At 60.1% G+C, this 23,036-nt stretch carries 20 protein-coding genes; 10 read left to right on the forward strand and 10 right to left on the reverse strand.

All coding sequences use genetic code 11. The features are described from left to right. The first annotated feature begins 8 nt into the window (after window positions 1-8). From gcvH to F4V60_RS08330, 4 genes are all read left to right on the forward strand, one after another. A complete protein-coding gene (gcvH, locus tag F4V60_RS08315) occupies window positions 9-398 on the forward strand; it encodes a glycine cleavage system protein GcvH (RefSeq protein WP_075730160.1) in 390 nt (129 codons plus the stop codon). A gap of 188 nt (window positions 399-586) precedes the next feature. Then, window positions 587-1,408, forward strand: coding sequence for a lipoyl(octanoyl) transferase LipB (lipB, locus tag F4V60_RS08320; RefSeq protein ID WP_075730161.1), 822 nt, complete (start codon window positions 587-589; stop codon window positions 1,406-1,408). 151 nt (window positions 1,409-1,559) lie between these two features. Then, a complete protein-coding gene (lipA, locus tag F4V60_RS08325; protein ID WP_075730162.1) occupies window positions 1,560-2,624 on the forward strand; it encodes a lipoyl synthase in 1,065 nt (354 codons plus the stop codon). A gap of 49 nt (window positions 2,625-2,673) precedes the next feature. Next, the gene (locus F4V60_RS08330; protein WP_075730163.1) at window positions 2,674-3,456 is read left to right on the forward strand and encodes a DUF4191 domain-containing protein; all 783 of its coding nucleotides are present in this window, start codon (window positions 2,674-2,676) and stop codon (window positions 3,454-3,456) included. A gap of 123 nt (window positions 3,457-3,579) precedes the next feature. Here the strand turns inward: F4V60_RS08330 and F4V60_RS08335 are convergent, their stop codons facing one another. Continuing rightward, a complete protein-coding gene (locus F4V60_RS08335) occupies window positions 3,580-4,053 on the reverse strand; it encodes an RDD family protein (RefSeq protein WP_075730164.1) in 474 nt (157 codons plus the stop codon). A 118-nt stretch (window positions 4,054-4,171) separates the two neighbouring features. On the opposite strand from F4V60_RS08335, the gene glnA (F4V60_RS08340) reads away from it, so the two are divergent. From glnA (F4V60_RS08340) to glnA (F4V60_RS08350), 3 genes are all read left to right on the forward strand, one after another. Further along, on the forward strand, window positions 4,172-5,605 hold the full coding sequence (glnA, locus tag F4V60_RS08340; protein WP_075730165.1) for a type I glutamate--ammonia ligase: 1,434 nt from the start codon (window positions 4,172-4,174) through the stop codon (window positions 5,603-5,605). A 195-nt stretch (window positions 5,606-5,800) separates the two neighbouring features. Further along, window positions 5,801-7,264, forward strand: a complete 1,464-nt coding sequence (locus F4V60_RS08345) for a carboxylesterase/lipase family protein (protein ID WP_075730166.1) — start codon at window positions 5,801-5,803, stop codon at window positions 7,262-7,264. Window positions 7,265-7,572: 308 nt separating this feature from the next. Further along, the gene (gene glnA, locus F4V60_RS08350; protein ID WP_075730167.1) at window positions 7,573-9,009 is read left to right on the forward strand and encodes a type I glutamate--ammonia ligase; all 1,437 of its coding nucleotides are present in this window, start codon (window positions 7,573-7,575) and stop codon (window positions 9,007-9,009) included. Between the two features lie 143 nt (window positions 9,010-9,152). Here the strand turns inward: glnA (F4V60_RS08350) and F4V60_RS08355 are convergent, their stop codons facing one another. Beyond that, window positions 9,153-9,983, reverse strand: a complete 831-nt coding sequence (locus F4V60_RS08355) for a hypothetical protein (RefSeq protein WP_141256004.1) — start codon at window positions 9,981-9,983, stop codon at window positions 9,153-9,155. Beyond that, complete coding sequence (locus tag F4V60_RS08360; protein WP_075730169.1) at window positions 9,974-10,387, reverse strand: hypothetical protein; 414 nt, start codon at window positions 10,385-10,387, stop codon at window positions 9,974-9,976. The genes F4V60_RS08355 and F4V60_RS08360 overlap by 10 nt, the downstream gene beginning before the upstream one ends. A gap of 483 nt (window positions 10,388-10,870) precedes the next feature. On the opposite strand from F4V60_RS08360, the gene gltB reads away from it, so the two are divergent. Both gltB and F4V60_RS08370 read left to right on the forward strand, forming a co-directional pair. Then, on the forward strand, window positions 10,871-15,451 hold the full coding sequence (gene gltB / locus F4V60_RS08365; RefSeq protein ID WP_075730170.1) for a glutamate synthase large subunit: 4,581 nt from the start codon (window positions 10,871-10,873) through the stop codon (window positions 15,449-15,451). Continuing rightward, window positions 15,451-16,992, forward strand: coding sequence for a glutamate synthase subunit beta (locus F4V60_RS08370; protein ID WP_075730171.1), 1,542 nt, complete (start codon window positions 15,451-15,453; stop codon window positions 16,990-16,992). Before gltB ends, F4V60_RS08370 begins: the two co-directional genes overlap by 1 nt. Here the strand turns inward: F4V60_RS08370 and F4V60_RS08375 are convergent. Genes F4V60_RS08375 through thrC form a run of 4 tightly spaced genes read right to left on the reverse strand, consistent with a single transcriptional unit; the run spans window position 16,989 to window position 20,153 of the window. Continuing rightward, entirely contained in the window at window positions 16,989-17,525 is a 537-nt protein-coding gene (locus tag F4V60_RS08375) for an NUDIX hydrolase (RefSeq protein WP_075730172.1), read from the reverse strand. The two genes, F4V60_RS08370 and F4V60_RS08375, sit on opposite strands and share 4 nt — an antisense overlap. A 26-nt stretch (window positions 17,526-17,551) precedes the next feature. Continuing rightward, window positions 17,552-18,586 carry a trypsin-like serine protease gene (locus tag F4V60_RS08380; RefSeq protein ID WP_232315908.1) on the reverse strand — a complete coding sequence of 345 codons (1,035 nt, stop codon included), beginning with the start codon at window positions 18,584-18,586 and terminating at the stop codon, window positions 17,552-17,554. Then, window positions 18,549-18,710: a hypothetical protein gene (locus F4V60_RS12535; RefSeq protein WP_170216838.1), complete on the reverse strand. Its 162-nt coding sequence runs from the start codon at window positions 18,708-18,710 to the stop codon at window positions 18,549-18,551. The genes F4V60_RS08380 and F4V60_RS12535 overlap by 38 nt, the downstream gene beginning before the upstream one ends. Next, complete coding sequence (gene thrC / locus F4V60_RS08385; protein ID WP_075731227.1) at window positions 18,711-20,153, reverse strand: threonine synthase; 1,443 nt, start codon at window positions 20,151-20,153, stop codon at window positions 18,711-18,713. A gap of 38 nt (window positions 20,154-20,191) precedes the next feature. On the opposite strand from thrC, the gene F4V60_RS08390 reads away from it, so the two are divergent. After that, on the forward strand, window positions 20,192-21,493 hold the full coding sequence (locus F4V60_RS08390) for an MFS transporter (protein WP_075730173.1): 1,302 nt from the start codon (window positions 20,192-20,194) through the stop codon (window positions 21,491-21,493). A 15-nt stretch (window positions 21,494-21,508) separates the two neighbouring features. Here the strand turns inward: F4V60_RS08390 and F4V60_RS08395 are convergent, their stop codons facing one another. From F4V60_RS08395 to F4V60_RS08405, 3 genes are read right to left on the reverse strand one after another with little or no spacing between them, the layout of a single operon-like run. After that, on the reverse strand, window positions 21,509-22,228 hold the full coding sequence (locus tag F4V60_RS08395; RefSeq protein WP_075730174.1) for an AAA family ATPase: 720 nt from the start codon (window positions 22,226-22,228) through the stop codon (window positions 21,509-21,511). 10 nt (window positions 22,229-22,238) lie between these two features. Then, entirely contained in the window at window positions 22,239-22,667 is a 429-nt protein-coding gene (locus F4V60_RS08400) for a hypothetical protein (RefSeq protein WP_075730175.1), read from the reverse strand. An 11-nt stretch (window positions 22,668-22,678) separates the two neighbouring features. After that, the gene (locus F4V60_RS08405) at window positions 22,679-23,011 is read right to left on the reverse strand and encodes a hypothetical protein (RefSeq protein ID WP_075730176.1); all 333 of its coding nucleotides are present in this window, start codon (window positions 23,009-23,011) and stop codon (window positions 22,679-22,681) included. Window positions 23,012-23,036: the final 25 nt, after the last annotated feature.

The following is a 23,036-nucleotide window of genomic DNA, read 5'->3' on the forward strand; positions in this document are numbered from 1 at the left end:
TCCCCATTATGTCTCAACTACCCGCTGATTATTCCTACTCGGAAGACCACGAATGGATCAACGCCCCTGCTGATGACGTCGCAGGCAAGACCGTGCGCGTAGGCATCACCTCGGTGGCAGCTGATCGCCTGGGTGAGGTTGTCTTCGCCGAGCTTCCCGCCGTCGGTGATGCCGTGACCGCAGGCGAGTCCTGCGGTGAGGTCGAATCCACCAAGTCCGTGTCTGATCTTTACTCCCCGGTAACCGGAACCGTCACCGCCATCAACGAGGCGATCGGAGAAGACTACTCCCTCATCAATTCCGATCCTTTCGGCGAGGGCTGGCTGTGGGAGGTCGAGGTCACAGAGGCCGGCGATCTCATGTCCGCAGAGCACTACAGCGCCGCCAACGGTGTCTAACTAGAACTCCACGCATACTGGTGTTCGGGCCAAGGAGGAGGCCTTTCTCCTTGGCCCTTTTGTTGGCCTCTTGATGGGCTGCTGTCGGTCTGTTGTACTGCACTTTTGCTTAAGCCGAATCCGCGCTCCTAAGATGCAGATCACAGGCTTTAAGCTTTCCCCTCTCCCCGCCCGCACAAGGACTATTCATGACTGCTCCACGCAAACCTTTCTTCCCGGCGCACCTTTCTATCCGCGCCTCAAGTGAAGCATTGGATATCCGGAATATGGGCCGCATGGACTACCAGGAGGCGTGGGACTTTCAGGCAGATCTCGCGGCCAAGAGGGCGCGTGACGAGGTGCCCGACACCATCCTTTTAGTCGAGCACCCCAATATCTACACCGCCGGCAAGCGCACCCAGCCGGAGGACATGCCCGATAACGGTTTGCCGGTGATCAAGGTCGATCGAGGCGGGCGTATAACGTGGCACGGCGAGGGCCAGCTCGTGGTCTACCCCATCATTCGGCTCGCCGAGCCCGTCGATGTCGTTGATTATGTCCGCCGCCTCGAAGAGGCCATCATCGCTGCCGTGCGCGAGCTCGGGGTGTCCACTGCCGGGCGCATCGATGGCCGCTCGGGCGTATGGGTGCCCTCCACCACCGAGCCTGCCTCACCTGAAGCTCCACGTCGCGACCGCAAGATTGCAGCGCTGGGAATCCGCATCACCCGGGGCGTGACCATGCATGGATTGGCATTAAACTGCTCTAATACCCTCGACTACTACGAGCACATCGTGGCCTGTGGCATTGACGACGCCGACGTGACCACGTTGTCGCTCGAGCTCGGCCGCCCCGTCGCTTTGGAGGAGGCCGCCTCTCCTTTGTTGACCGCGCTCGAAGACGCCCTCTCCGGCAGCCTCGTCGTTGCCGATCACACCTTCGCTTCCGCCCCGGACCCAACCAAGATTGCTAACAAGAAAGCCCGCGAACGGCGCCACGCGGAAGCAGCTGCGCGCAACGGCGGCAGATAAACGGTAGTTGAACGGCGAACAAGCGGGGGTAGGCCGGAATAACCTCGCTCTGCGAGGAATTGAAGAAGATAGACCCCCTTAGGGGTATTAGCCATGACCAAATCAACCGCGTAGAGTGAGTGCCGTGACTGTAAAGCCTGAAGGACGCAGAATGCTCCGCATCGAGAAGAAGAATGCGGAATCCCCGATCGAGCAGAAGCCCCGCTGGATCAGAAACCAGGTTCGGACCGGACCAGGTTATGAAGACATGAAGTCGCGCGTCTCCGGTGCCTCGCTGCACACCGTGTGCCAGGAAGCCGGCTGCCCCAACATTCATGAGTGCTGGGAATCCCGCGAGGCAACCTTCCTCATCGGTGGCGATAAGTGCACCCGCCGCTGCGACTTTTGTGACATCGCCACGGGGCGTCCCGAGGCTCTTGACCGTGATGAGCCACGGCGTGTAGCCGAAAACATCCAGGAAATGGACCTCAACTACACCACCATCACCGGTGTTACTCGTGACGATCTCCCGGATGAGGGCGCTTGGCTCTATGCCGAGGTTGTCCGCAAGATCCATGAGCTCAACCCTCACACGGGCGTAGAGAACCTTACGCCGGACTTCTCCGGCAAGCCTGATCTCCTCCAGGAGGTCTTTGAGGCGCGGCCAGAGGTCTTTGCCCATAACCTAGAGACTGTCCCGCGTATCTTCCGTCGCATCCGCCCCGCCTTCCGCTACGAGCGCTCGCTCGATGTCATCCGGCAGGCACATGAGTTCGGGCTCATCACCAAGTCAAACCTGATCCTTGGCATGGGAGAAACCGCCGAGGAGATCGAGGAGGCGCTTCGGGATCTACGCTCCGCGGGCTGCGACATTATCACCATCACTCAGTACCTGCGCCCTGGGCCGCGTTTCCACCCCATCGAGCGCTGGGTACGCCCCGAAGAATTCGTCGCGCACTCTAAGCTCGCCAAGAGCCTCGGCTTCGGTGGTGTCATGTCCGGACCGCTCGTGCGTTCTTCTTACCGGGCTGGGCGGCTTTATGTCCAAGCCATGGAGGCGCGCGGCTTCGAGCTGCCGGCTAGTCTCCAGCACCTGGCGGAAACCTCCAAGGGAGCCACGGCCCAAGAGGCTTCCACGCTCATTGACAAGTATGGACCCTCCCAGGAGACCCCGGTTACCACCCGTCTAGTCAAGACCCCTGCCCACAGCGCTTCGGCTGCTGCGACCGTTCGCTAGGCTGGGGGTGGTTTATTAATTCTCTAGGCTGAGCTTTAAAGTAGGAGTCATGGCACAAGACGACAAGGCAGCGCTGAAAGCTGCAAAGAAGCAAGAACGCGCAAGCAAGCGCGCGCGGCGCAAGCAAACCCGCTCGCAAATGTGGCAAGCGTTTAACATGCAGCGCAAGCAGGATAAGGCGCTCATTCCTATCATGCTCGCCGCCTTCTTGGGCTTGGGCCTGTTGTTCTTCCTTATCGGCTTGCTCTTCAACGGCCAGTGGTTCATGTTGGTCTTGGGCTTGGGCTTCGGTGCCGTCCTCGCCATGTTTCTGTTCACCCGCCGCCTCGAGCGCGATATGTACAAGCGCGTTGAGGACCAACCGGGCGTCGCCGGTTGGGCTCTCGAGCAGCAGCTGCGTAACACCATCGGTGTGGTCTGGAAGGTCAAGACCGGCATCGCCGCTACCCGCCAGCAGGATCTCGTGCACCGCGTCATTGGTAACCCCGGCGTGGTTCTCGTCTGCGAGGGAAATCGCAACCACCTCGCCCCGACCATCAAGCAGCTCAAGCACCGCATTGATAAACTCGCGGCTGGCGCTCCCGTCCACGTCATCTACGTGGGCACCGGCGAAGATGAGGTTCCTGTCTCCAAGCTGCGCAGCAAGATCATGCGTCTACCGCGTAACTTCAACAAGAATGAGACCTACGCTTACATCCGCAAGATCGAGGCCATGGATGACATGCCCGGCGCCATGCCTGGTATGCCCAAGGGTCCTATGCCACGCCAGGCTCAAAACATGGCCGGCATGAACCGGCGGCTGCGTCGCGCTCAGCAGCGCAAGGGCAAATAAAAAGCCACTTAAAGAGCCTAAAAAGCGGCTTCTATTTCCTCGCCCAACAACGGTAGAGGAAATAGAAGCCGCTTTTTGCTGTCTTTATAGTCCTTTAGCACTTGACTTGAGGCGGTAGAAACTCTAGGAGCGAATGACCGCGGTACCGGTGGCGCGGTCATGGATGCCTCGCCCATCGGCGTCGACAAGCGCTGCGGGGAAGATCAAACCCGTCAACAGGGTGCGAACAACCGCGCGCCACAAACCGACCCTTTCGCCCGGCACGTCCAAACGAGCGACGCCCATTCCCAACAGCAGCATCCCGGGGGTACGGGCGAAAAGCCAGCCGCCGAGGATTCCCACGATGGCCCACAGGAGGTAGCCCAAAAAGGCCACGTCCCCGAGGACCGAGGTAAACATGGTTATGAGATTGGCCAGGAGCATGCACACTATCCAATCAATAAGCACCGCGCCTGCGCGACGTGCGACCGGGGCCAAAGATCCTGGCCCCGATTCCGGCAACCCGAGCTTCTCCCCCGGCCACTTGCCGGGGCCGGACATATCGTCGTTCTCACCCGGAATATTCGGGCCATCGAGCCACGTTCGCTTATCAGCCATGGTCACTAATTTAGCGGGCGCCGATCCATTAAGGAAACAAGGACACATATGCACCCAAAGTAATTGAACCTAGTAGGGTTGGAGGGAGAATATAAAGCTCAACCACTAGGAGTCAACAGTGTCTTTTGAGACCATTCGGGACGTCATCGCCTTCATCGAGAAAGAAGACGTCGTCTTCGTCGATGCCCGCTTCACCGACGTTCCCGGAACCGAGCACCACTTTTCCCTACCCGCCAGCGAGTTCACCGAGGAATCAGCCGAGCAAGGGCTCGCCTTCGACGGTTCCTCCATTCGCGGCTTCACCAGCATCGATGAGTCCGACATGACTCTGTTGCCGGATCCGGCCACCGCCATGCTGGACCCCTTCCGCTCGGTCAAGACGCTCAACATCAAGTTCTTTGTCCATGACCCTTTCACGCTGGAGCCATTCTCCCGCGACCCACGCAACATCGCCCGCAAGGCTGAGGAGTACTTGGCATCGACCGGCATCGCCGATACCTGTAACTTTGGCGCCGAGGCAGAGTTCTACATCTTCGACTCCGTGCGCTATTCCACCGACATCAACAACTCTTTCTACGAGGTCGACTCCGATGAGGGGTGGTGGGGCCGTGGTGAGGAAACAAACTTCGACGGCACCCCCAACACAGGGTTCAAGACCCGCATCAAGGGTGGCTACTTCCCCACCGCTCCTTATGACAAGCACGGCGAGGTCCGTGACGCCATGGCGCTAAACCTAGCCAAGGCAGGCTTCTCGCTCGAGCGCTTCCACCACGAGGTCGGTGCCGGGCAAAACGAGATCAACTACCGCTTCAACACCTTGTTGCACGCGGCGGATGACATCCAGACCTTCAAGTACATCGTCAAAAACACTGCCGCGGAATTCGGTAAGACCGCCACCTTCATGCCCAAGCCGCTGGCTGGGGACAATGGTTCTGGGCAGCACGCCCACATGTCGTTGTGGAAGGATGGCAAGCCGCTCTTCCACGATGAAGCTGGCTACGCAGGTCTGTCCGATCTCGCCCGCTACTTCATCGGCGGCATTCTGGAGCACGCCGGCGCCGTACTGGCCTTTACCAACCCGACGCTGAACTCCTACCACCGCCTGGTGCCTGGCTTCGAGGCCCCCATCAACCTGGTGTACTCGCAGCGCAACCGCTCTGCAGCCATCCGTATCCCTATTACTGGTTCCAACCCCAAGGCAAAGCGCATCGAGTTCCGCGCGCCGGACCCCTCAGGCAACCCCTACCTCGGATTCAGTGCGATGATGCTGGCCGGCCTCGACGGAATCAAGAAGCGCATCGAGCCACACGCTCCTGTGGACAAGGACCTCTACGAGCTGCCGCCAGCAGAGGCAGCCGCCATCCCGCAGGCCCCCACTTCCCTGGAGGCGTCACTTGAGGCCCTGCAGAAGGACATGGACTTCCTGACCGAGGGCGATGTCTTCACCGAGGACCTCATCGATACCTACATCAACTACAAGTACGACAACGAAATCGCCCCGACCCGCCTGCGTCCCACCCCGCAGGAGTTCGAGATGTACTTCGACTGCTAGAGGCATCACGAAGATACTTCGTCTTCGGCCCCAATCCCCCGCATTCTTAGAGCAATGTGGGGGATTTTCTCATCTACTCGGTGTTTAATCAGCACCGGCCAGCTGATTTCTCTAAGTTAAGAGTTCTAGGCACTTTAAATGCTTAGGCACTTTTGTTGCTGAAGTGCCATTGTCTTCTCCTAGAAATGCGAATCGATGTCTAAAATCCGTGGCCCAATAGTCATCACCCCCAATGGAAAACTCGAGGGCATCCGGCACTCGGGCTATGCTTCCTTTCATGGCATTCCTTATGCACAAGCTCCGGTTAATGGGCTCCGCTTCGCGTTGCCAGTTCCTGCATCAAGTTGGGAGGGTGTGCGCCCGGCCACCGCGTTTGGCCCCACTCCGCTGCAAATAGAAGAGGCAGGGCTGGTTCCTGAGCCTGCGATTCCCGGCGAGGATATCCTCAACGTATCGGTCTATACCCCTTTCCCTGATCCACTGGCGGCGCTGCCCGTGATGGTGTGGATCCACGGCGGTGCTTATACCGGCGGATCGCCGGCGAGCCCTTGGTATGACGGCCGAAGCTTTGCCCGCGATGGGATCGTCACCGTAGTTGTTTCCTATCGGCTTGGCTTCGCGGGCTTTGCAGCCATCCCTGGGGCCGAGGCCAACCTCGGTGTTCACGATTGGATTCTTGCGCTCAAGTGGGTTCAAGAGCACATTGCTGCTTTCGGCGGTGACCCACAGCGCGTCACCCTAGCGGGCCAATCCGCTGGGGCGGGCGCGGTCTTAACTCTTCTGGGAATCCCGGCAGCAACATCATTGTTCCGCGCCGCGTGGGCCGCATCGCCGGTCTTGCCGGTGCGCACTCGCGCCGAGGCCGAGGAAACTACGAGGCGTCTAGCTAAGCGTCTGGGAGTAGCTGCAACGAGGGAGGGTCTTTCTGCGGTCACGGAAGAAACAATCCTTGCCGAGCAGATGAAGGCGGCGCGTCCTCGCGGTGTCTCGCTATCTAGACTCATTGAATACTCGCCCTTTTATAGCCCCGTTGTCGATGGCGAGCTCATTGTTGAGCCCACACTCGATGCCTTAGAACATGGCAGTGGCAGACACGTGGACTTGGTCGTGGGCTCCAATGATCAAGAGATTATGTTTCCGGAAAAGGCCCTGCCCCGGTGGCTCGACCTTGTGCCCGATGCTGTGCTTCTCTACGCCACGGGGCTGCGCGGCCATCAGCTGCGGGACTACCAAAGCGAGCAACGCCTTGCCGGCGTTAGCGGCGCGGCGGCTACGCTCGACCAAGAAGTCACCGACCGCGTTTTCCGCCGCCAAGTGGTCCGGGTGGCGCGCGTCCGCGCTCAGGCCATGGCCAGCACGCACCTGTATCGCTTTAGCTGGCCCTCCCCGACCAAGCAGGGAGCAATCCATTGCTTGGATCTTCCTTTCTTCTGGGACGTACTCGATCGCGCGGATGTGGGTCCGATTGCCGGTGGTAGACCTCCCCAAGCCCTAGCGAACGCTATTCACGGCGCAGCAGTGAAGCTTGTCGAAGGCGTGGGCCCCGATTGGCCCCAGTGGGATGACGTCCACGGACGGATTGCAGTGCTGGGAAAGGAAGATGCTCCTGTGAGTTTCTCCGAACACGGCTATGCTGGGCTGGGTCCTCTCCTTGGCTAGAAAGCTTCGTTGAAGGCTTCTGAGGGAATCCCAGCCTCAGAACACAAGCCCCGAACACTTAACTCTGAACACCTACCGACAATACCGGGGGTAACCAACGCCACATTTGGCGGTTGAGCTGGAGAAATCTGGGAAAAGAAAAGCAAAAAGTGATTTTTTTTCTATTATTCAATAGGAATTATCTGCGCTAACTGCTAGTTTATAGATATCCTATTGAGCATGCGCTTCACGGGCAAGTTAGCCCTGCCTCTGAGCTGCTCAGGAGACTATCAAGACAGCGCACAAAGTTGCATTCGAGGAGATAAACCATGGCTTTCGAGTCTATTCATGACGTGGTCAAGTTCATCAAGGATGAGGACGTCCGCTTCGTCGACGTCCGCTTCACCGACGTCCCTGGCACCGAGAACCACTTCACCATTCCGGCGGATCAGTTCACTGAGGAGGCTGCCAACGAGGGACTCGCCTTCGACGGCTCCTCCATTCGCGGCTTCACCAGTATCGATGAGTCCGATATGGCGCTGCTGCCAGATCCGGCCACCGCAGTGCTGGATCCATTCCGCATTCAGAAGACGCTGAACATCAAGTTCTTCGTCCACGATCCTTTCACGCTGGAGCCTTTCTCCCGTGACCCACGCAACGTCGCCCGCAAGGCCGAGGAGTACTTGGCCTCGACCGGCATCGCCGATACCTGTAACTTCGGCGCCGAGGCAGAGTTCTACCTCTTCGACTCCGTGCGTTACTCCACTGACATCAACAACTCCTTCTACGAGGTCGACTCGAATGAAGGCTGGTGGAACCGCGGCAACGAGACCAACCTCGACGGCACCCCCAACACTGGGTTCAAGACCCGCATCAAGGGCGGCTACTTCCCCACCGCACCTTATGACCAGACGGTCGACGTGCGCGATGAGATGGCCATCAACCTCGCCAACGCAGGCTTCGCCCTTGAGCGCTACCACCACGAGGTGGGCACCGGCGGACAGCAGGAAATCAACTACCGCTTCAACACCCTGTTGCACGCGGCTGATGACATCCAGACTTTCAAGTACATCATCAAGAACACCGCCGCCAAGAATGGCAAGACTGCAACCTTCATGCCTAAGCCTCTGGCAGGTGACAACGGCTCGGGTATGCACGCTCATCAGTCTCTGTGGAAAGACGGCAAGCCCCTCTTCCATGACGAAGCTGGATACGCAGGCCTGTCCGATATTGCCCGTTACTACATCGGCGGCATCCTCAAGCATGCTGGCGCCGTGTTGGCATTCACCAACCCGACCCTGAACTCTTACCACCGCCTGGTCCCTGGTTTCGAGGCCCCCATCAACCTGGTGTACTCGCAGCGTAACCGCTCTGCGGCCATCCGCATTCCGATTACCGGTTCCAACCCCAAGGCAAAGCGCATCGAGTTCCGCGCGCCGGACCCCTCAGGCAACCCCTACTTCGGCTTCGCTGCGATGATGCTCGCCGGCCTCGACGGCGTGAAGAACCGTATCGAGCCGCACGCCCCTGTGGACAAGGACCTCTACGAGCTGCCGCCGGCAGAGGCCGCCGCCATCCCGCAGGCCCCCACCTCCTTGGAGTCCTCCCTCAAGGCATTGGAAGAGGATAGCTCCTTCCTGACCGAGGGCGATGTCTTCACCGAAGACCTCATCGACACCTACCTGCAGTACAAGTATGACAACGAAATCGCCCCGACCCGCCTGCGTCCCACCCCGCAGGAGTTCGAGATGTACTTCGACTGCTAAATCGCGCCTAGCGCCAGCCCGGCTTTAACACCAGGCAGGCCTTAGAGCCAAAATCAAAGCGCCCGCCCTTCCTACCACGGAAGGGCGGGCGCTTTTTGTGCTAGGCACCTAAGCGCTTAGACGTCAAGCTCAAAGGATGCCTCCTAAAGGTCGGCCCTCCAGCCAGAAACCTCCGTAAACCAGTTAGGCTCGGCATCATAGCTCTCCACGTGATCGAGGCTGGGTGTGAAAGTGAAACCGGTGACCCCTTCCGGAATATCAGCCTGCTCGCTGACTGTAGTCCCGAGATCCAAATCATTGGATTCGTCGGCAGCCGGGCCAGTCACCGCAACGCACTTGCTAGTCACAAGAGAATTGGTTGTCTCGTCGAATACGGCCTTGTCCCGCTCGTCCACAACATTGGGCATGCCCGTTTCATAGACTCGTTGTAACGGGGTACCGGATCCAGGTGGCACCTCAACATCGTAACTATCCGTCAGAGTAAGACCGGACCGAGAGTCATCGATAATCGGTTGTACACCTGCCTTAAAGCCACTATTGAACTCTTTCATCGCAGACTTCAGTTTCTCTGCAGAATTCGCCTCCAAACCTGCCTTAACCTTCTCATCAGCACCGATTATCCGGCCAGTTAGGTCATAACACAGCCACGTGCCTGTTTTGTGGTCCTTGTGAGTCGGATGATCCGCAGGGGCGTCTGGATCCCCCTTGGAAATCTCATCAACCAAGCGGAAGTTGTCGAGTTTTACCCCGAGCTCCATACCTCCGGTCCGCTCTACGCGTCCGTCTTCATATGTATAGGGTTTGCCGGTCCGAATCTTTACTTCATCACCCGGACTGAGGAATTTCTGCTCGGCAAAGTTGCTCTCCGCCACCTTGCGGATATCGTCCTCGTCATAAGCAGAGATCTGTCCTCCCCCACGCAATCCACCCTTCCCGTCGAGGACGCCCGTGCCCACGGCGGCCCCTAAAGCCACAACTGCGACGGCACCAGCCGCAACGCCCGCGCGAACGGGGCCGAGGCCTGGGTAAAGCGCTGCTTGGCAGCCGTTGCGCCGCGGGAGATGGCAGCACGTGCGACAGGCAGCTTGTCGTGGAGTTTCGTGCCCACCGCGGCAAAAGAGTCTTTCGCGCCTGCCCTTGAGCTTGCTGCTGCAGGTATCGAGCCAAGCGTCTGGTTCTCTCGGCGGTCTTCTCGGAGGCCTTCCCTCGGGTCCTCGCTGGCATTTCTGCCGGGGTTCCCACCCAGGTGGTCAGCGGCTAGGGCCTGCATCTCGGCCACAGTCATGGGAGGTGCCGCCGGATCATCGATGCGCCTATCGTACATGCCGCGTTTGCTGGGGTTGCCCAAGATGGCGTGTGCCGCCTGCAATTCACCCATGCGATAGGCTTCGAGCCAGGCTGGGCCAGCATGCTTTCCATCTGCGCGGCAAGGGCCTCCGGCGGTAATGAGCGGTCAAGGCCTAGTGATTGGTACAAGGTGTAGGACATGGTGAAATGCTCCTTATTGAGAAAGAATCATGGAAGAGAGAAGTGAGAGTTACGCTTGCGCGTTTCTCTGTTAAAGAGCACGCTACGCAGCTTTTTGCCTGCCTCGAAGATTGTGGGGAACGCTCCCCTGCCCGCATACTCGAGCACGGTGCAACGTGGGTACAGGCGGGCGTCGCGGAGCTCCCATGCGGGTGGTCTATGCGGGGTAGATAAATAAAAAATTGGCTTTTCTATAGCGGGATAGGCTAATCTTTCTATCGTGCAATAGATAACGGTGGACCGGTTTCCACCCTCGCAACTGCTTTCTACTCCCCCTACCCCTGGGAGAAGCGGCGAGAGGAGGCCGAACTGCCATGGAGTAAACGAGGTAGATATGCCCAAGAAACAAGGCCTCTACAATCCCGCGCACGAGCATGACGCTTGTGGCGTGGCATTCATCGCCGATATGTATGGACGTTCGTCGCGCGACATCGTGGAGAAGGGAATCCAGGCGCTGGTCAACCTCGAGCACCGAGGTGCCGCGGGAGCGGAGACCAATACGGGTGACGGCGCCGGCATCCTCATTCAGATCCCTGATCGCTTCTGCCGTGCAGCCGCCGCGCAGGAGGGATTTGATCTTCCGGCAGCAGGAAGCTACGCCACCGGCATCGCCTTCCTGCCCAAGAAGCGCATGTCCATGTTGGACGCAAAGCGCGAGATCGAAGCGATCGCCGCCGAGGAAGGCGCCACCGTCTTAGGCTGGCGCGAAGTTCCGGTCAACCCAGCCGAGCTGGGTGAAATGGCCAAGGAGGCCATGCCCCACTTCGAGCAGATCTTCCTGAGCGCCGACGGCAAGAAGGGCATTGACTTAGACCGAGTCATGTTCTTCGTGCGCAAGCGCTGCGAACGCGAGCTCGGCACCAAGAACGGCGAAGAGACCATCTATTTCCCGTCCTTGTCCTCGCGCACCATTGTCTACAAGGGCATGCTCACTACCCCGCAGCTGGCGAGCTTCTACCGCGACCTGCGCGATCCCTTGATGGAATCTGCCATCGCTCTCGTACACTCGCGCTTTTCCACCAATACTTTCCCCTCGTGGCCGCTTGCCCACCCCTACCGCATGGTCGCGCACAACGGCGAGATCAATACCGTCAAGGGCAACGAGAACTGGATGCGCGCCCGCGAGTCCCTCATCCAGTCGGCGCAGCTAGGCCCGCTCGACCGCGTGCTTCCCATCTGCGCGCCCTCCGGTTCTGACACCGCGCTTTTCGACGAAGCACTTGAGCTCCTGCACCTCGGCGGGCGTAGCCTGCCCCACGCGGTAATGATGATGGTGCCCCAAGCCTGGGAGCACGCCGATGCGCTCGACCCCCAGCTGCGGGACTTCTACGAGTATCATTCCTGCCTCATGGAGCCCTGGGATGGGCCTGCGGCAATCGCCTTCACGGATGGAACCGTCGTGGGCGCTGTTCTCGACCGCAACGGACTGCGCCCAGGACGTATCTGGATCACGGATGAAGGCCTCGTCGTGATGGCTTCTGAAGCTGGAGTGCTCGACATCGACCCAGCGCGCGTCGTCAAGCGCACCCGCGTCCAACCTGGCCGCATGTTCTTGGTGGACACCGCACAGGGCCGCATTATCGACGACGAGGAAATCAAGCACGCCTTGGCCACCGCAGAGCCTTATGGCGAGTGGATCCGTGAGAACTTCGTGCACATTGATGACCTGCCGCAAACCAAATACAACTACATGCCCCACAACCGGGCGGTGCTGCGCCAGCGCGTCTTCGGAATCACCGAAGAAGATGTGGACCTTATCATCCGGCCGATGGCGCTCAACGCCTCCGAGGCCATCGGCTCCATGGGCTCTGATACTCCCATAGCCACCTTGTCCAACCGCCCGCGCATGCTCTTCGACTTCTTTGCGCAGCGCTTTGCGCAGGTAACGAACCCGCCGCTCGATAGCATCCGGGAGAAGAACATCACCTCGATGTACACCCTGCTAGGTGCGCAGTCCGATGTCTTGAACCCCGATGCCACGGCCGCCCGCCGCATCCACCTCGACGGCCCCATCATCGACAACCAGGCCTTTACCACCCTGGTCCACGCCAATGACGAGGGCAAAGCCGAGAATTTTGGCGCCGCCGTCATCTCCGGGCTCTACCCCGTGGCGCACCACGGCCGCGGGCTGCGCGAGGCTATTGCTCGCGTGCGACGCGAAGCCTCCGCCGCCATCGCCGAGGGCAAAACCCTCCTCGTGCTCTCTGACCGCGAATCCGACGAGCGCTTCGCCCCAATCCCTTCCCTTCTGCTTACTTCTGCCATCCACCAACACCTCGTGGCCGAGCGCACCCGCACGCGTGCCTCCTTGGTCATCGAAACTGGTGACGCTCGCGAGGTACATCATCTGGCGATGCTCATCAGCTTCGGTGCCGATGCCATCAACCCCTACATGGCCTTCGAGACCATCGATGAGCTGCGGCTTAAAGGCCAGCTCGGCGAGTTCACCCTCGACGAGGCGTGCGCCAACTACATCAAGGCCGCCACGACCGGCGTGCTCAAGGTGATGTCCAAGATGGGTATCGCCGCCGTGTCCTCCTACCGCGGCGCCCAGCTTGCGGATGTCACGGGTCTGCGCCAAGAGCTCCTCGACGAGTACTTCGGCGGAATCAACTCCCCTATTTCCGGCATCGGCTTGGACGATATCGCAGCCGACGTCGAGGCCCGCCACCGCGGCGCCTTCCTGCCCCGCCCCGAGGAGCACGCGCACCGCGAGCTGGAGCTGGGCGGCGAGTATAAGTGGCGCCGCGAGGGCGAGTTCCATCTGTTCAACCCGGAGACCATTTTCAAGCTGCAGCACGCCACCCGTACCGGCCAGTACCAGATCTTCAAGGACTACACTCGCGCGGTCAACGACCAATCCCAGCGCTTGGCTACCATCCGCGGGCTCTTCGAGTTCGCACCGGATCGCCCGGCCATCTCCGTCGATGAGGTCGAGCCCGTCGCTGATATTGTCACCCGCTTTAGCACCGGTGCGATGTCCTACGGCTCCATCTCCTCCGAGGCGCATGAGACTCTGGCCATCGCCATGAACCGCCTGCACGGCATGTCCAACTCCGGCGAGGGTGGCGAGGACCCCAAGCGCTTCGACATCGAGGCCAATGGCGATTGGCGCCGCTCTGCCATCAAGCAGGTGGCCTCCGGCCGTTTCGGTGTCACGAGCCACTACCTCAACAACTGCACCGACATCCAGATCAAGATGGCGCAGGGCGCCAAGCCCGGAGAAGGTGGTCAGCTGCCGCCGAACAAGGTCTATCCGTGGATCGCCGAGGTCCGCATCACGACCCCAGGCGTCGGCCTCATCTCCCCGCCGCCGCACCACGACATCTACTCCATCGAGGATCTGGCCCAGCTCATCCACGACCTCAAGTGCGCTAATCCTGACGCTCGCATCCACGTCAAACTCGTGGCAGAGCAGGGCATCGGCGCCGTCGCCGCGGGTGTTTCCAAGGCCCACGCCGATGTCGTCCTCATCTCCGGCCATGACGGTGGCACCGGCGCTTCCCCGCTGACCTCGCTCAAGCATGCCGGCGGCCCCTGGGAGCTTGGCCTAGCGGAGACTCAGCAAACGCTGCTGCTCAATGGTCTGCGCGATCGCATCCGCGTGCAGTGCGACGGACAGCTCAAGACGGGCCGCGACGTCATCATCGCCGCTCTGCTGGGCGCCGAGGAATTCGGTTTTGCTACCGCCCCCCTCGTCGTCGAGGGCTGCATCATGATGCGCGTGTGCCACCTCGATACCTGTCCGGTCGGTGTTGCGACCCAGAATCCGGAGTTGCGCAAGAAGTTCACGGGTCGCGCCGAACACGTGGTCAACTTCTTCACCTTTATTGCCCAAGAGGTGCGCGAGTACCTCGCCCAGCTGGGCTTCCGCTCCATCGACGAGGCGGTGGGTCAGGCCCAGGTCCTGAACCAGCGCACGGAGGCTCCGAGCGAGCGCACCGCCGCCTTGGACTTGAGCCCGATCTTCGAGCGCGTTGAATCCCCGCACTTCCGCAACCAGAACCTGCGGTGCACGCGCACCCAGGATCACTCCCTGGAGAACGCACTCGACAACCTGCTCATCTCCGAGTCCCAGCTGACAATCGACGCCGCCGCTGCGAAGTCCTCAGCCAACGCGCCCAGCTGGATGAGTGCCTCGGAGAACCCTTCCGTGCACCTGCACCATCCCATTTCCAACCGCGATCGCTCGGTGGGCACGATGCTGGGCTCCCGGATTACCCGCGCTTCCGGTGCCAAGGGCCTGCCCGAGGACACCATCACCATCAGTTTCACCGGCTCGGCCGGAAACTCCTTCGGTGCCTTCATCCCCTCCGGGCTCACCTTGGACCTGGTTGGTGACGCCAACGACTTCGTAGGCAAGGGCCTATCGGGCGGGCGCATCGTTGTCCGGCCTTCCCCTGCTACTCCGCGGCAGCTGCCCACTAACCCGAATATCATCGCGGGAAACGTCACCGCTTATGGCGCAACCTCGGGCGAGCTATTCATCCGCGGCACCGTAGGCGAGCGCTTCTGCGTGCGAAATTCGGGTGCCACCGCAGTGGTGGAAGGCACCGGAAACCACGGATGCGAGTACATGACGGGCGGAAAGGTCGTCATCTTGGGCGAGGTGGGAGATAACTTCGGCGCCGGAATGTCCGGCGGAACCGCCTACCTCCTCAACAGCCCCGATGTGCAGTCGCGCTTGAGCAAGGACGTGGCCGACGGAATCGAGGAATTGGGCGAGGAGGACATCGAGTTCCTCTCCGCCATCATCGCCGAGCACATTGCCCGCACCAGCTCCACAACCACCGCGCGCCCGCAGGACATGGTGAAGATCGTTCCCGCCCCTTACCGCCGCGTACTCAACGTCATCGACGTCGCTTCCCAAGAGGGTCGCGACATCAACGAAGCAATCATGGAGGCAGTGAAATAATGGCCGATCCACATGGATTCCAAAAGTATGACCGCCGCGAACCCGCACACCGCCCCGTGCCGCTGCGCCTGCTCGACTTCCGCGAAGTCTATGAGAAGGCCCCCGACGGCCAGATCGAACAGCAGGCCACTCGTTGCATGGACTGCGGCGTCCCTTTCTGCCACGAGGGCTGTCCTTTGGGCAACATTATTCCCGAGTGGAACGATCTCGTGCGTCAAGACCGCTGGCGTGAGGCCTACGACCGGCTCCACGCGACCAATAACTTCCCGGAGTTCACTGGCCGCCTGTGCCCAGCCCCCTGCGAGGGAGCCTGCGTGCTCGGCATCAATGACGATGCCGTGACAATCAAAAACGTTGAGCTGACCATCGTCGAAAAGGCCTTCGACGAGGACTGGGTGCAGCCCATCCGGCCCTCACTTGTGACCGGCATGGCCGTCGCCGTCGTCGGCTCTGGGCCCGCAGGTCTGGCCGCAGCCCAGCAGCTGACTCGCGCAGGTCACAAGGTCACTGTCTTTGAGCGTGATGATCGTCTCGGCGGGCTCATGCGCTACGGAGTGCCCGAGTACAAGATGAATAACCGCTGGATCGATCGCCGCATCACCCAAATGGAAGAAGAGGGCACCGAGTTCCGCACGGGAGTCTCCCCCACCGCCGCGGACCTCTCCGCATTCGATGCAGTAGTCCTCGCCACGGGCACCCCGGTGCCCCGCGATCTTCCCGTCGACGGACGTGAGCTCTCTGGAATCTTCCCGGCCATGGAGTACTTGACCTGGCAGAACCGCGTCAATGAGGGCGACTACGAAGAGTCCGCTATCTCAGCACAGGGAAAGAAAGTTGTTATCATCGGCGGCGGCGATACCGGCACCGACTGCTTCGGCACCGCACTGCGCCAAGGTGCGGCCTCGGTTACTCAATTCGACATCCGCCCGCGCGCGCCCCGCAACCGGGCTGCCTCCACGCCGTGGCCAATGTATCCGCTCCTCTACCGCACAGCTACCGCTCACGAGGAAGGCGAGTACACCATCTCCGGCGACGAATCCGCCGAGGAAATCGCCGCCCTGGGTCTTGCCACCCGCGTGCCGGGGAACACTCTTGGCAACCGTATCTACTCCGTCAACACCGTCTCCTTCCACGGCTCAGAAGGCCGAGTAACCTCGCTGCGCGGCAACGAGGTGGAGGTCGTCGACGGGCGCCGCCAGCCCATGGAGGATACGGACTTCGAATTGGATGCCGACCTCGTACTCATCGCCCTTGGCTTCCAAGGCGCGGAGCGTTCCGGGCTCATCCATGAACTCGGAGTCGCCTTCGACGAGCGCGGCCGCATGGTGCGCGACGAGGAATACCGCGCCCAGGTAAAGCCGCTTTTCCCCGGCTTCAAGCCCAAGGTCTATGTCGCGGGCGACAATGGGCGTGGCCAGTCCCTCATTGTTTGGGCCATCGCGGAAGGCCGCGCTGCCGCCGCGGCTGTCGACGCCGACCTCATGGGCGAGACCGCCCTGCCCGTCGCCGTCACCCCACGCACCAACCCGCTGCGAGTCTAAGCCCGCGAGCGTTTGTGGAATCCCACCCGCGGGCGAAAGCCTGCGGGGTGCTTCATCTGCGCCACGCCATCTGCGATCATCATGCGGTGGCGCGGATTGATCTCCTGCGGAAGCTGGGTCGCGGAGAACCAACGCAACTCAGTGTTTTCCTCGTCGCTGATGCTGGCCTGCGCGTCATCTGCGACTGATAGGCGCAGTGCAGTTTCGATGAAGGAACACTGGTCTCCGTTGGGATAGGTGACGGGTTCTCCCGCCCCCACTCCCAGCAGCGCCTCGACTTGAGCGTCTAAGCCCACCTCTTCTTTGACCTCACGCACTGCCGTTTCCCCGACGTCTTCGCCGGGCTCGCAGATCCCGCAGACAGGCGTCCATGCACCGGTATCGGCTCGGCGCACTAGAAGCACTGAAGGAACCTCCCACAACGGCGCCCCAACGGGAACGTCCCGCACAATGACGGCGACGCAGCCGGGAAGAAAGAGTGGATCGTGGCCGATTTTCTCGCGCAAACGAATGATGAAATCCGGAGTTGGCATAGTCCGCATTCTAGCGCAGCGCGTGCCTAGGCCCGCGCCGGAGTGCCCAGCACTTGGTGAATGAGAGCGTCGATATCAGATGCCGGGGTAAAAGACATTTCGATGCTTTTCTCTGCCGCGATGCCCGTCTCACTCCCCGTGCTACACGTCTCCCCTGGCTCCAAATGCCGGTTCGTCCCTGAAACCAACCCCACGATGACGGGTCCTTGTGACAGTTGCGCATAGACCGGCCCGCCGGAATCACCCGCCGCAGCGCACACCGACGCGCTGGCAGCGTTTGACTCAAGAGAATCCTCGCCGGCCAGCAGCTTGGATGGCTGAGTGTCGTGACTGAACTGCCCGCATGTTTGCCCGGTGCTGCGCCCCAGCTTGCACACCTGGCTGGGAAGATGATCTAGGCTTTGTGCGATCTCTGTGCCCATCCATTCAGGAGTGTAATACTCGGCATTGCGATAGAGCTCGATGAATGCCACGTCCAAGTCATGCGTTGGTTGCGCATAGAGATCCGAGTAGATCACTTCACCGATGGGCTCGGCCGGGTAGCGAAACTCCCCCGATTGCACTCCCGCCCACACCTTCTCTCCCGGCTTCGCGCAATGCGATGCCGCGACGGCAATGCTGCGGCCATCCTCCAGCTGAAAAGACCATGCCGCGGTGCAGACCTGAAAGTTGAAAGAAGCCCCAGGAGTTGGCACCTGCCCCGAAATATCAATCGCCGTGCCAGGCGGCAAAGCCGCAAGCGCCGGTTTATAGGAGGTCATGCCCGGCGCGCGATCCGCGTCTTGTGCATTAGCGTCTGGATTATCACCCGGGCTATCACCTTGGCCATCAAACGCGCCTTCCGCTTGGTGGTCATGGATCCCTGCTCCAGGACCGCCCTGAGTTCCGCTCTCGGGAGCATCCCCCGTATCGGCGCCCTTGTCAGGCAAAAACTGCTCGGAAAACTCACTGATACCGCTGCACGCGCTCAAGAAACCGAGCAACGCGCACGCGGATACTGCAGCCAGTGCGCTCCGCGCGGTCTTAGCGCTTCTCACCAGGCCCGTCAGTCTCTTCGCCATTGTTGTCCTCGGTGGAAGTACTTTCCACCGGGCATTGTTCGTTCTTTTTATTTAGCTCGCGAATGAACTTCTCCGGATCAAATTCGTTGAAGTACTCCGCTGCGGCGAACCTCTCCTGAGCCATCTAAACCTCCGTCTTCTCGATTGAATGGACGATGAAGTCCTTGACCTGGGCGGCGTCATTAGGCAAGTCGCTGATGTGGCGCGGCGCGGCGAGAATATCCGCAAAGCGCTCCGGCACTGCGGGCGCGTGTCCTGTGGCATCTTCAATGGTCTCGGAGAACTTCACCGGCAACGCCGTCTCCAGGCACACGATGGGGGTCTGCACCCCTGCCTCTTGCGCACGCTGTGCGGTCTTTACTCCATCGGCGGTATGCGGATCCAAAAGGTAGCCGTAGCGCTTTTCGATGTCGCGGATAGTTTCCAAGCGCTCAGCGTGAGTGGAGGAACCGGAGACGAAGCCGTATTCATCCCGCGCTCTTTCTACAAGATCGGCGTCGATGACGAATCCGCCTTGCTTGACCTTGGTTCCAAAGAGTTCGGAGGTCTCTGCAGCGTCGCGGCTCAAAAGATCGAAGACGAAGCGCTCAAAGTTGGAGGCGCGTGAAATATCCATCGAGGGAGAAGACGTAGCCAGCGTCTCGGAGGCGGGGCGGGGGCGGTAGCTACCGGTACGGAAGAACTCATCGAGCACATCGTTCTCGTTGGTTGCGACGATAAGGCGATCGATGGGCAGCCCCATCTGGCGCGCGATGTGTCCCGCGCAGATGTCACCGAAGTTGCCGGTGGGGACGGAGAAGGACACCTTCTCCTCATTATCCGCGGTCACCTTGAAGTAGCAGCTGATGTAGTAGACAACCTGCGCCATAAGCCGCGCCCAGTTGATGGAGTTAACCGCTCCGATGCGGTACTTGGCCTTGAACTCAGCGTCAGAAGAAACCGCCTTGACCACGTCCTGGCAGTCATCAAAGACACCATCGAGAGCGATGTTGAAGATATTCGGGTCCTCGAGGCCAAACATCTGTGCTTGCTGGAACGGGGTCATCCGGCCTGCAGGGGTAAGCATGAATACGCGAATACCCTTGCGTCCCCGCATGGCGTACTCGGCCGAAGATCCGGTGTCTCCCGACGTGGCACCGAGAATGTTGAGGGTCTGTCCCCGCCTTCCGAGCTCGTACTCGAAGAGTTCACCGAGGAGCTGCATGGCCATATCCTTGAAGGCTGCAGTAGGACCCTGGGAGAGGTGACCGATGTAGAGCCCATTACCTAGCTCACTGACCGGGACAATCTCCGGCGAGTCAAACTTGGGGTAGGTATAGGCGCGCGCGGCGATGACCTCGAGGTCTTCGCCCGGAATATCGTCGACGAAGACTTTCAACACCTCCGCCGCGAGGGCCGCATACCCCTTCTCCGCGAGGAGGCTGCGCCAGTTATTCAAGGTGGCACTATCGAGTTGCGGATACGCCTCCGGGAGGAAAAGCCCACCGTCGGGGGCTAGGCCTCCCAGGAGAATATCGGTAAAGGCGGCTGGGGTCCGGTCGCTATCGCGTGTAGAAATGTACTTCACATCAAGCATCTTAGTAGGGCACGCGTAAAGTATCAGCCATGTCTGCGCCCAATCCTCGTGAGGTTGTCACCACCAAGGCCCTTTCAATATGGGTCGCGGCGGTGCTGGTCTATATCGTGGCGATAGCCGGACGCACCTCTTTTGGTGTGGCCGGGCTCGATGCCATAGACCGTTTTGGAGTCACGGCCTCCCAAATTGCCGTCTTTACCTCAGTGCAACTGGGGGTCTATGCCTTTGCCCAAATACCTACCGGTCTACTCATAGACAGGTTCGGTCCGCGCAAACTGCTCGTTGTCGGAGCAATAGTCATGGGCGTGGGTCAGGTCCTTTTGGGTTTTACCTCAAGCTATTGGGTGGCCATCGCAGCCCGTGTACTCATTGGCGCCGGCGATGCCACCGCATTCCTGTCAGTCATGCGCATCTTGCCTTATTGGTTCCCGCTGCATCGCACGCCCATGTTTACCCAGGTAACCGTATCTTTGGGACAGGTAGGACAATTCCTATCCGCAGTGCCTTTCCTGTGGCTGCTGGGCTATAGCGGCTGGACGGTTGCCTTTGTGACCCTAGGTGCAGTCGGAATCCTCATCGGCGTCGCCGCCGCCGTTGCTGTGGCTGATTCCCCCGAAAAGCTCGGAATCCTCGAGCCACTGAGCGAACAGCCCGGGGAGAGTTCTGCCTCGGTGGGCAAACAGCTGGCCACTGTGTTCCGTTCCCCCGTGGCCTGGCAGGCATTCTTCATCCACTACATCGGAATGCTTACCCCCAACGTCTTCATCATGCTGTGGGGCATGCCCATGATGACTCAGGGCATGGGCATCACCCCCATACACGCAGGTTGGGTACTCACGGCCTACACCGTATTTATCATCCTCATCGGCCCCCTGCACGGAAGCATCTCTGCACGCGCGCGTGGCACCCGGGATTGGACAGCTATAGTTTTTGCGCTCATCCACATTGTGGGTTGGTTTGTCTTCTTCGCCTTTGGCACAGGCCTAGCCTCGATGCTGATCCTGATCTTCGTCATGGCGGCGTGCACGCCCTCCTCCAACTATGGATTCGACATCGTCCGTGAGTTCCTAGACCGTAAGGTTGTCGCCACCGCCACGGGGCTGGGCAACATGGGAGGATTCATTTCCGCTATGGTCGGCGCCCAGATCTTCGGTATCATCCTTGACCACCGCGGCAGCGCGCCCGACTATGGATTCGGCGACTTCCGCGTGGCTTCGCTAGCGGTGCTGGCCATCTGGACTATCGGCATCGTGGGAGTCATAATCACCCACATTCTGCGTGCTCGCTCGGGCGGCACACGCCCGCCAGTCAAGGCCATCGAAGAAGACTAAAAACACTGAGCAAACTTAGCCGTGGAGAATGTAATCCACCGACCCGCACGGATCTTCTAGGAACTCCCTCGTGGCAGCAACTGCTTCGGCGGAGTCAAAGTCGATTCTTTCGAATCCCAGCGAGTTAAGCTCCACGATGTCTGCACCTGGGTAGCCCAAGAGGATGGGCGAATGCGTGGCTATAATGAATTGCCCTCCGCGCTCTACGGCCTGATAGATCTCCGCTATAAGCGCCATCTGCCGCACCACGCTTAAGCCCGCCTCCGGCTCATCGAAAATGTAGATTCCCGTCCCAGAGACGTGCTCTTCTATAACGTCAAAGAGAGACTCACCGTGCGAGCGCGAATGGAGATCGATATTCGGGTCTAGCCGCGAGCGCCCGCCACGCTCCTCCTCGGTGCTTCCGGCTTCCAACAACTCGCTATGGGTCTCTGCCCGCAAGAAATAGCCACGCTGAAGGTTTTCTTTCACCGTGCAGCGCAGGTTTCGTGCCAGTGGCGAGTCCCTGTTCACGCGCGCTGGGTCCGCTATCCTCCCACCGCGGGCGTCAAACTCCAGATTTAAGGCAATCGCTTCCAACAAAGTGGACTTGCCAATCCCATTGTCACCCACGAAGCAGGTCACGGGTTGGCGCAGCGCAAAGTGAGGGAGGTCGACCAGGTAGCTCACGCAGGGCAGGTCGAGCAAGAACTCCTCGGTGGGTGTTCCATCTAGGTAGAAGTTTTCAACCAGCATGAACTAGAGCCTATCGAGCAGGGCTGCTTTCTGCGACAAAACTATCGACCGCTGAGGTAACCAGGCCAGCATCAAATGCTTGCATTACGCCGTGGGCCTCAAAGCTGGTGAGCAAGCCGTTTTCCACTGCCACGTTGAGTGTGCGCCGCAGCTCCTCGCGATTTTGTTCGCGCGAGCTTTGCTCCTTGAGGATTCCGCGCGGAACGGAGTCCAAGGGAATCCCCAACGAGGATGCCAAGGAGAGGACTTGGTCATCTTGAAGAGAAGAAGCGCTGCCTGACTGCTGTTCTTGACTAACGCCACCGGAAATGGCCTCGCTGACCGTGCGCGAGCCTACCGGTGTATCATTTCGCGTGCTGGCCCATACCCCGCAGCCTATGACGACGGCGATGGCAAGGACCACCACCGCCCATAGGTAGAGGATCTTATAGTTCTTCACACCGCATTATCCTAGCGGCCATTTCCATCCGGATCGAGAAAAGAGCCAAAGGAACCACGCGGGGGATCGAGGCGCTCGTTCAAGAGGTCGATCAGAGAGCGAATAGTCGTCTCCCCCACCGGACGATCTGAGCGTCCTGTGCGTCCAGTGTTAGCACGGAGGTCCTCCCACCCTTCTTGGCGGGCCGGATTGGTTTCTGGCTGCGTGACGTCAATTGTGAGCACCGAGCCTTCCACCGACAGTTTCGTTGAGGGTTGTACGCCGGCAGCACGGGCGGCTGCAAGCAGAGCCGAGAGCTCCGCCACGCTGGCAGAACTGAGGTCTAGCGACAAAGTGAGGGACATGATTCTCCTTAGGTTTCTATTCGCG

Origin of the sequence: Corynebacterium flavescens (genome assembly GCF_008693105.1) — a bacterium.
Lineage (GTDB): Bacteria > Actinomycetota > Actinomycetes > Mycobacteriales > Mycobacteriaceae > Corynebacterium > Corynebacterium flavescens.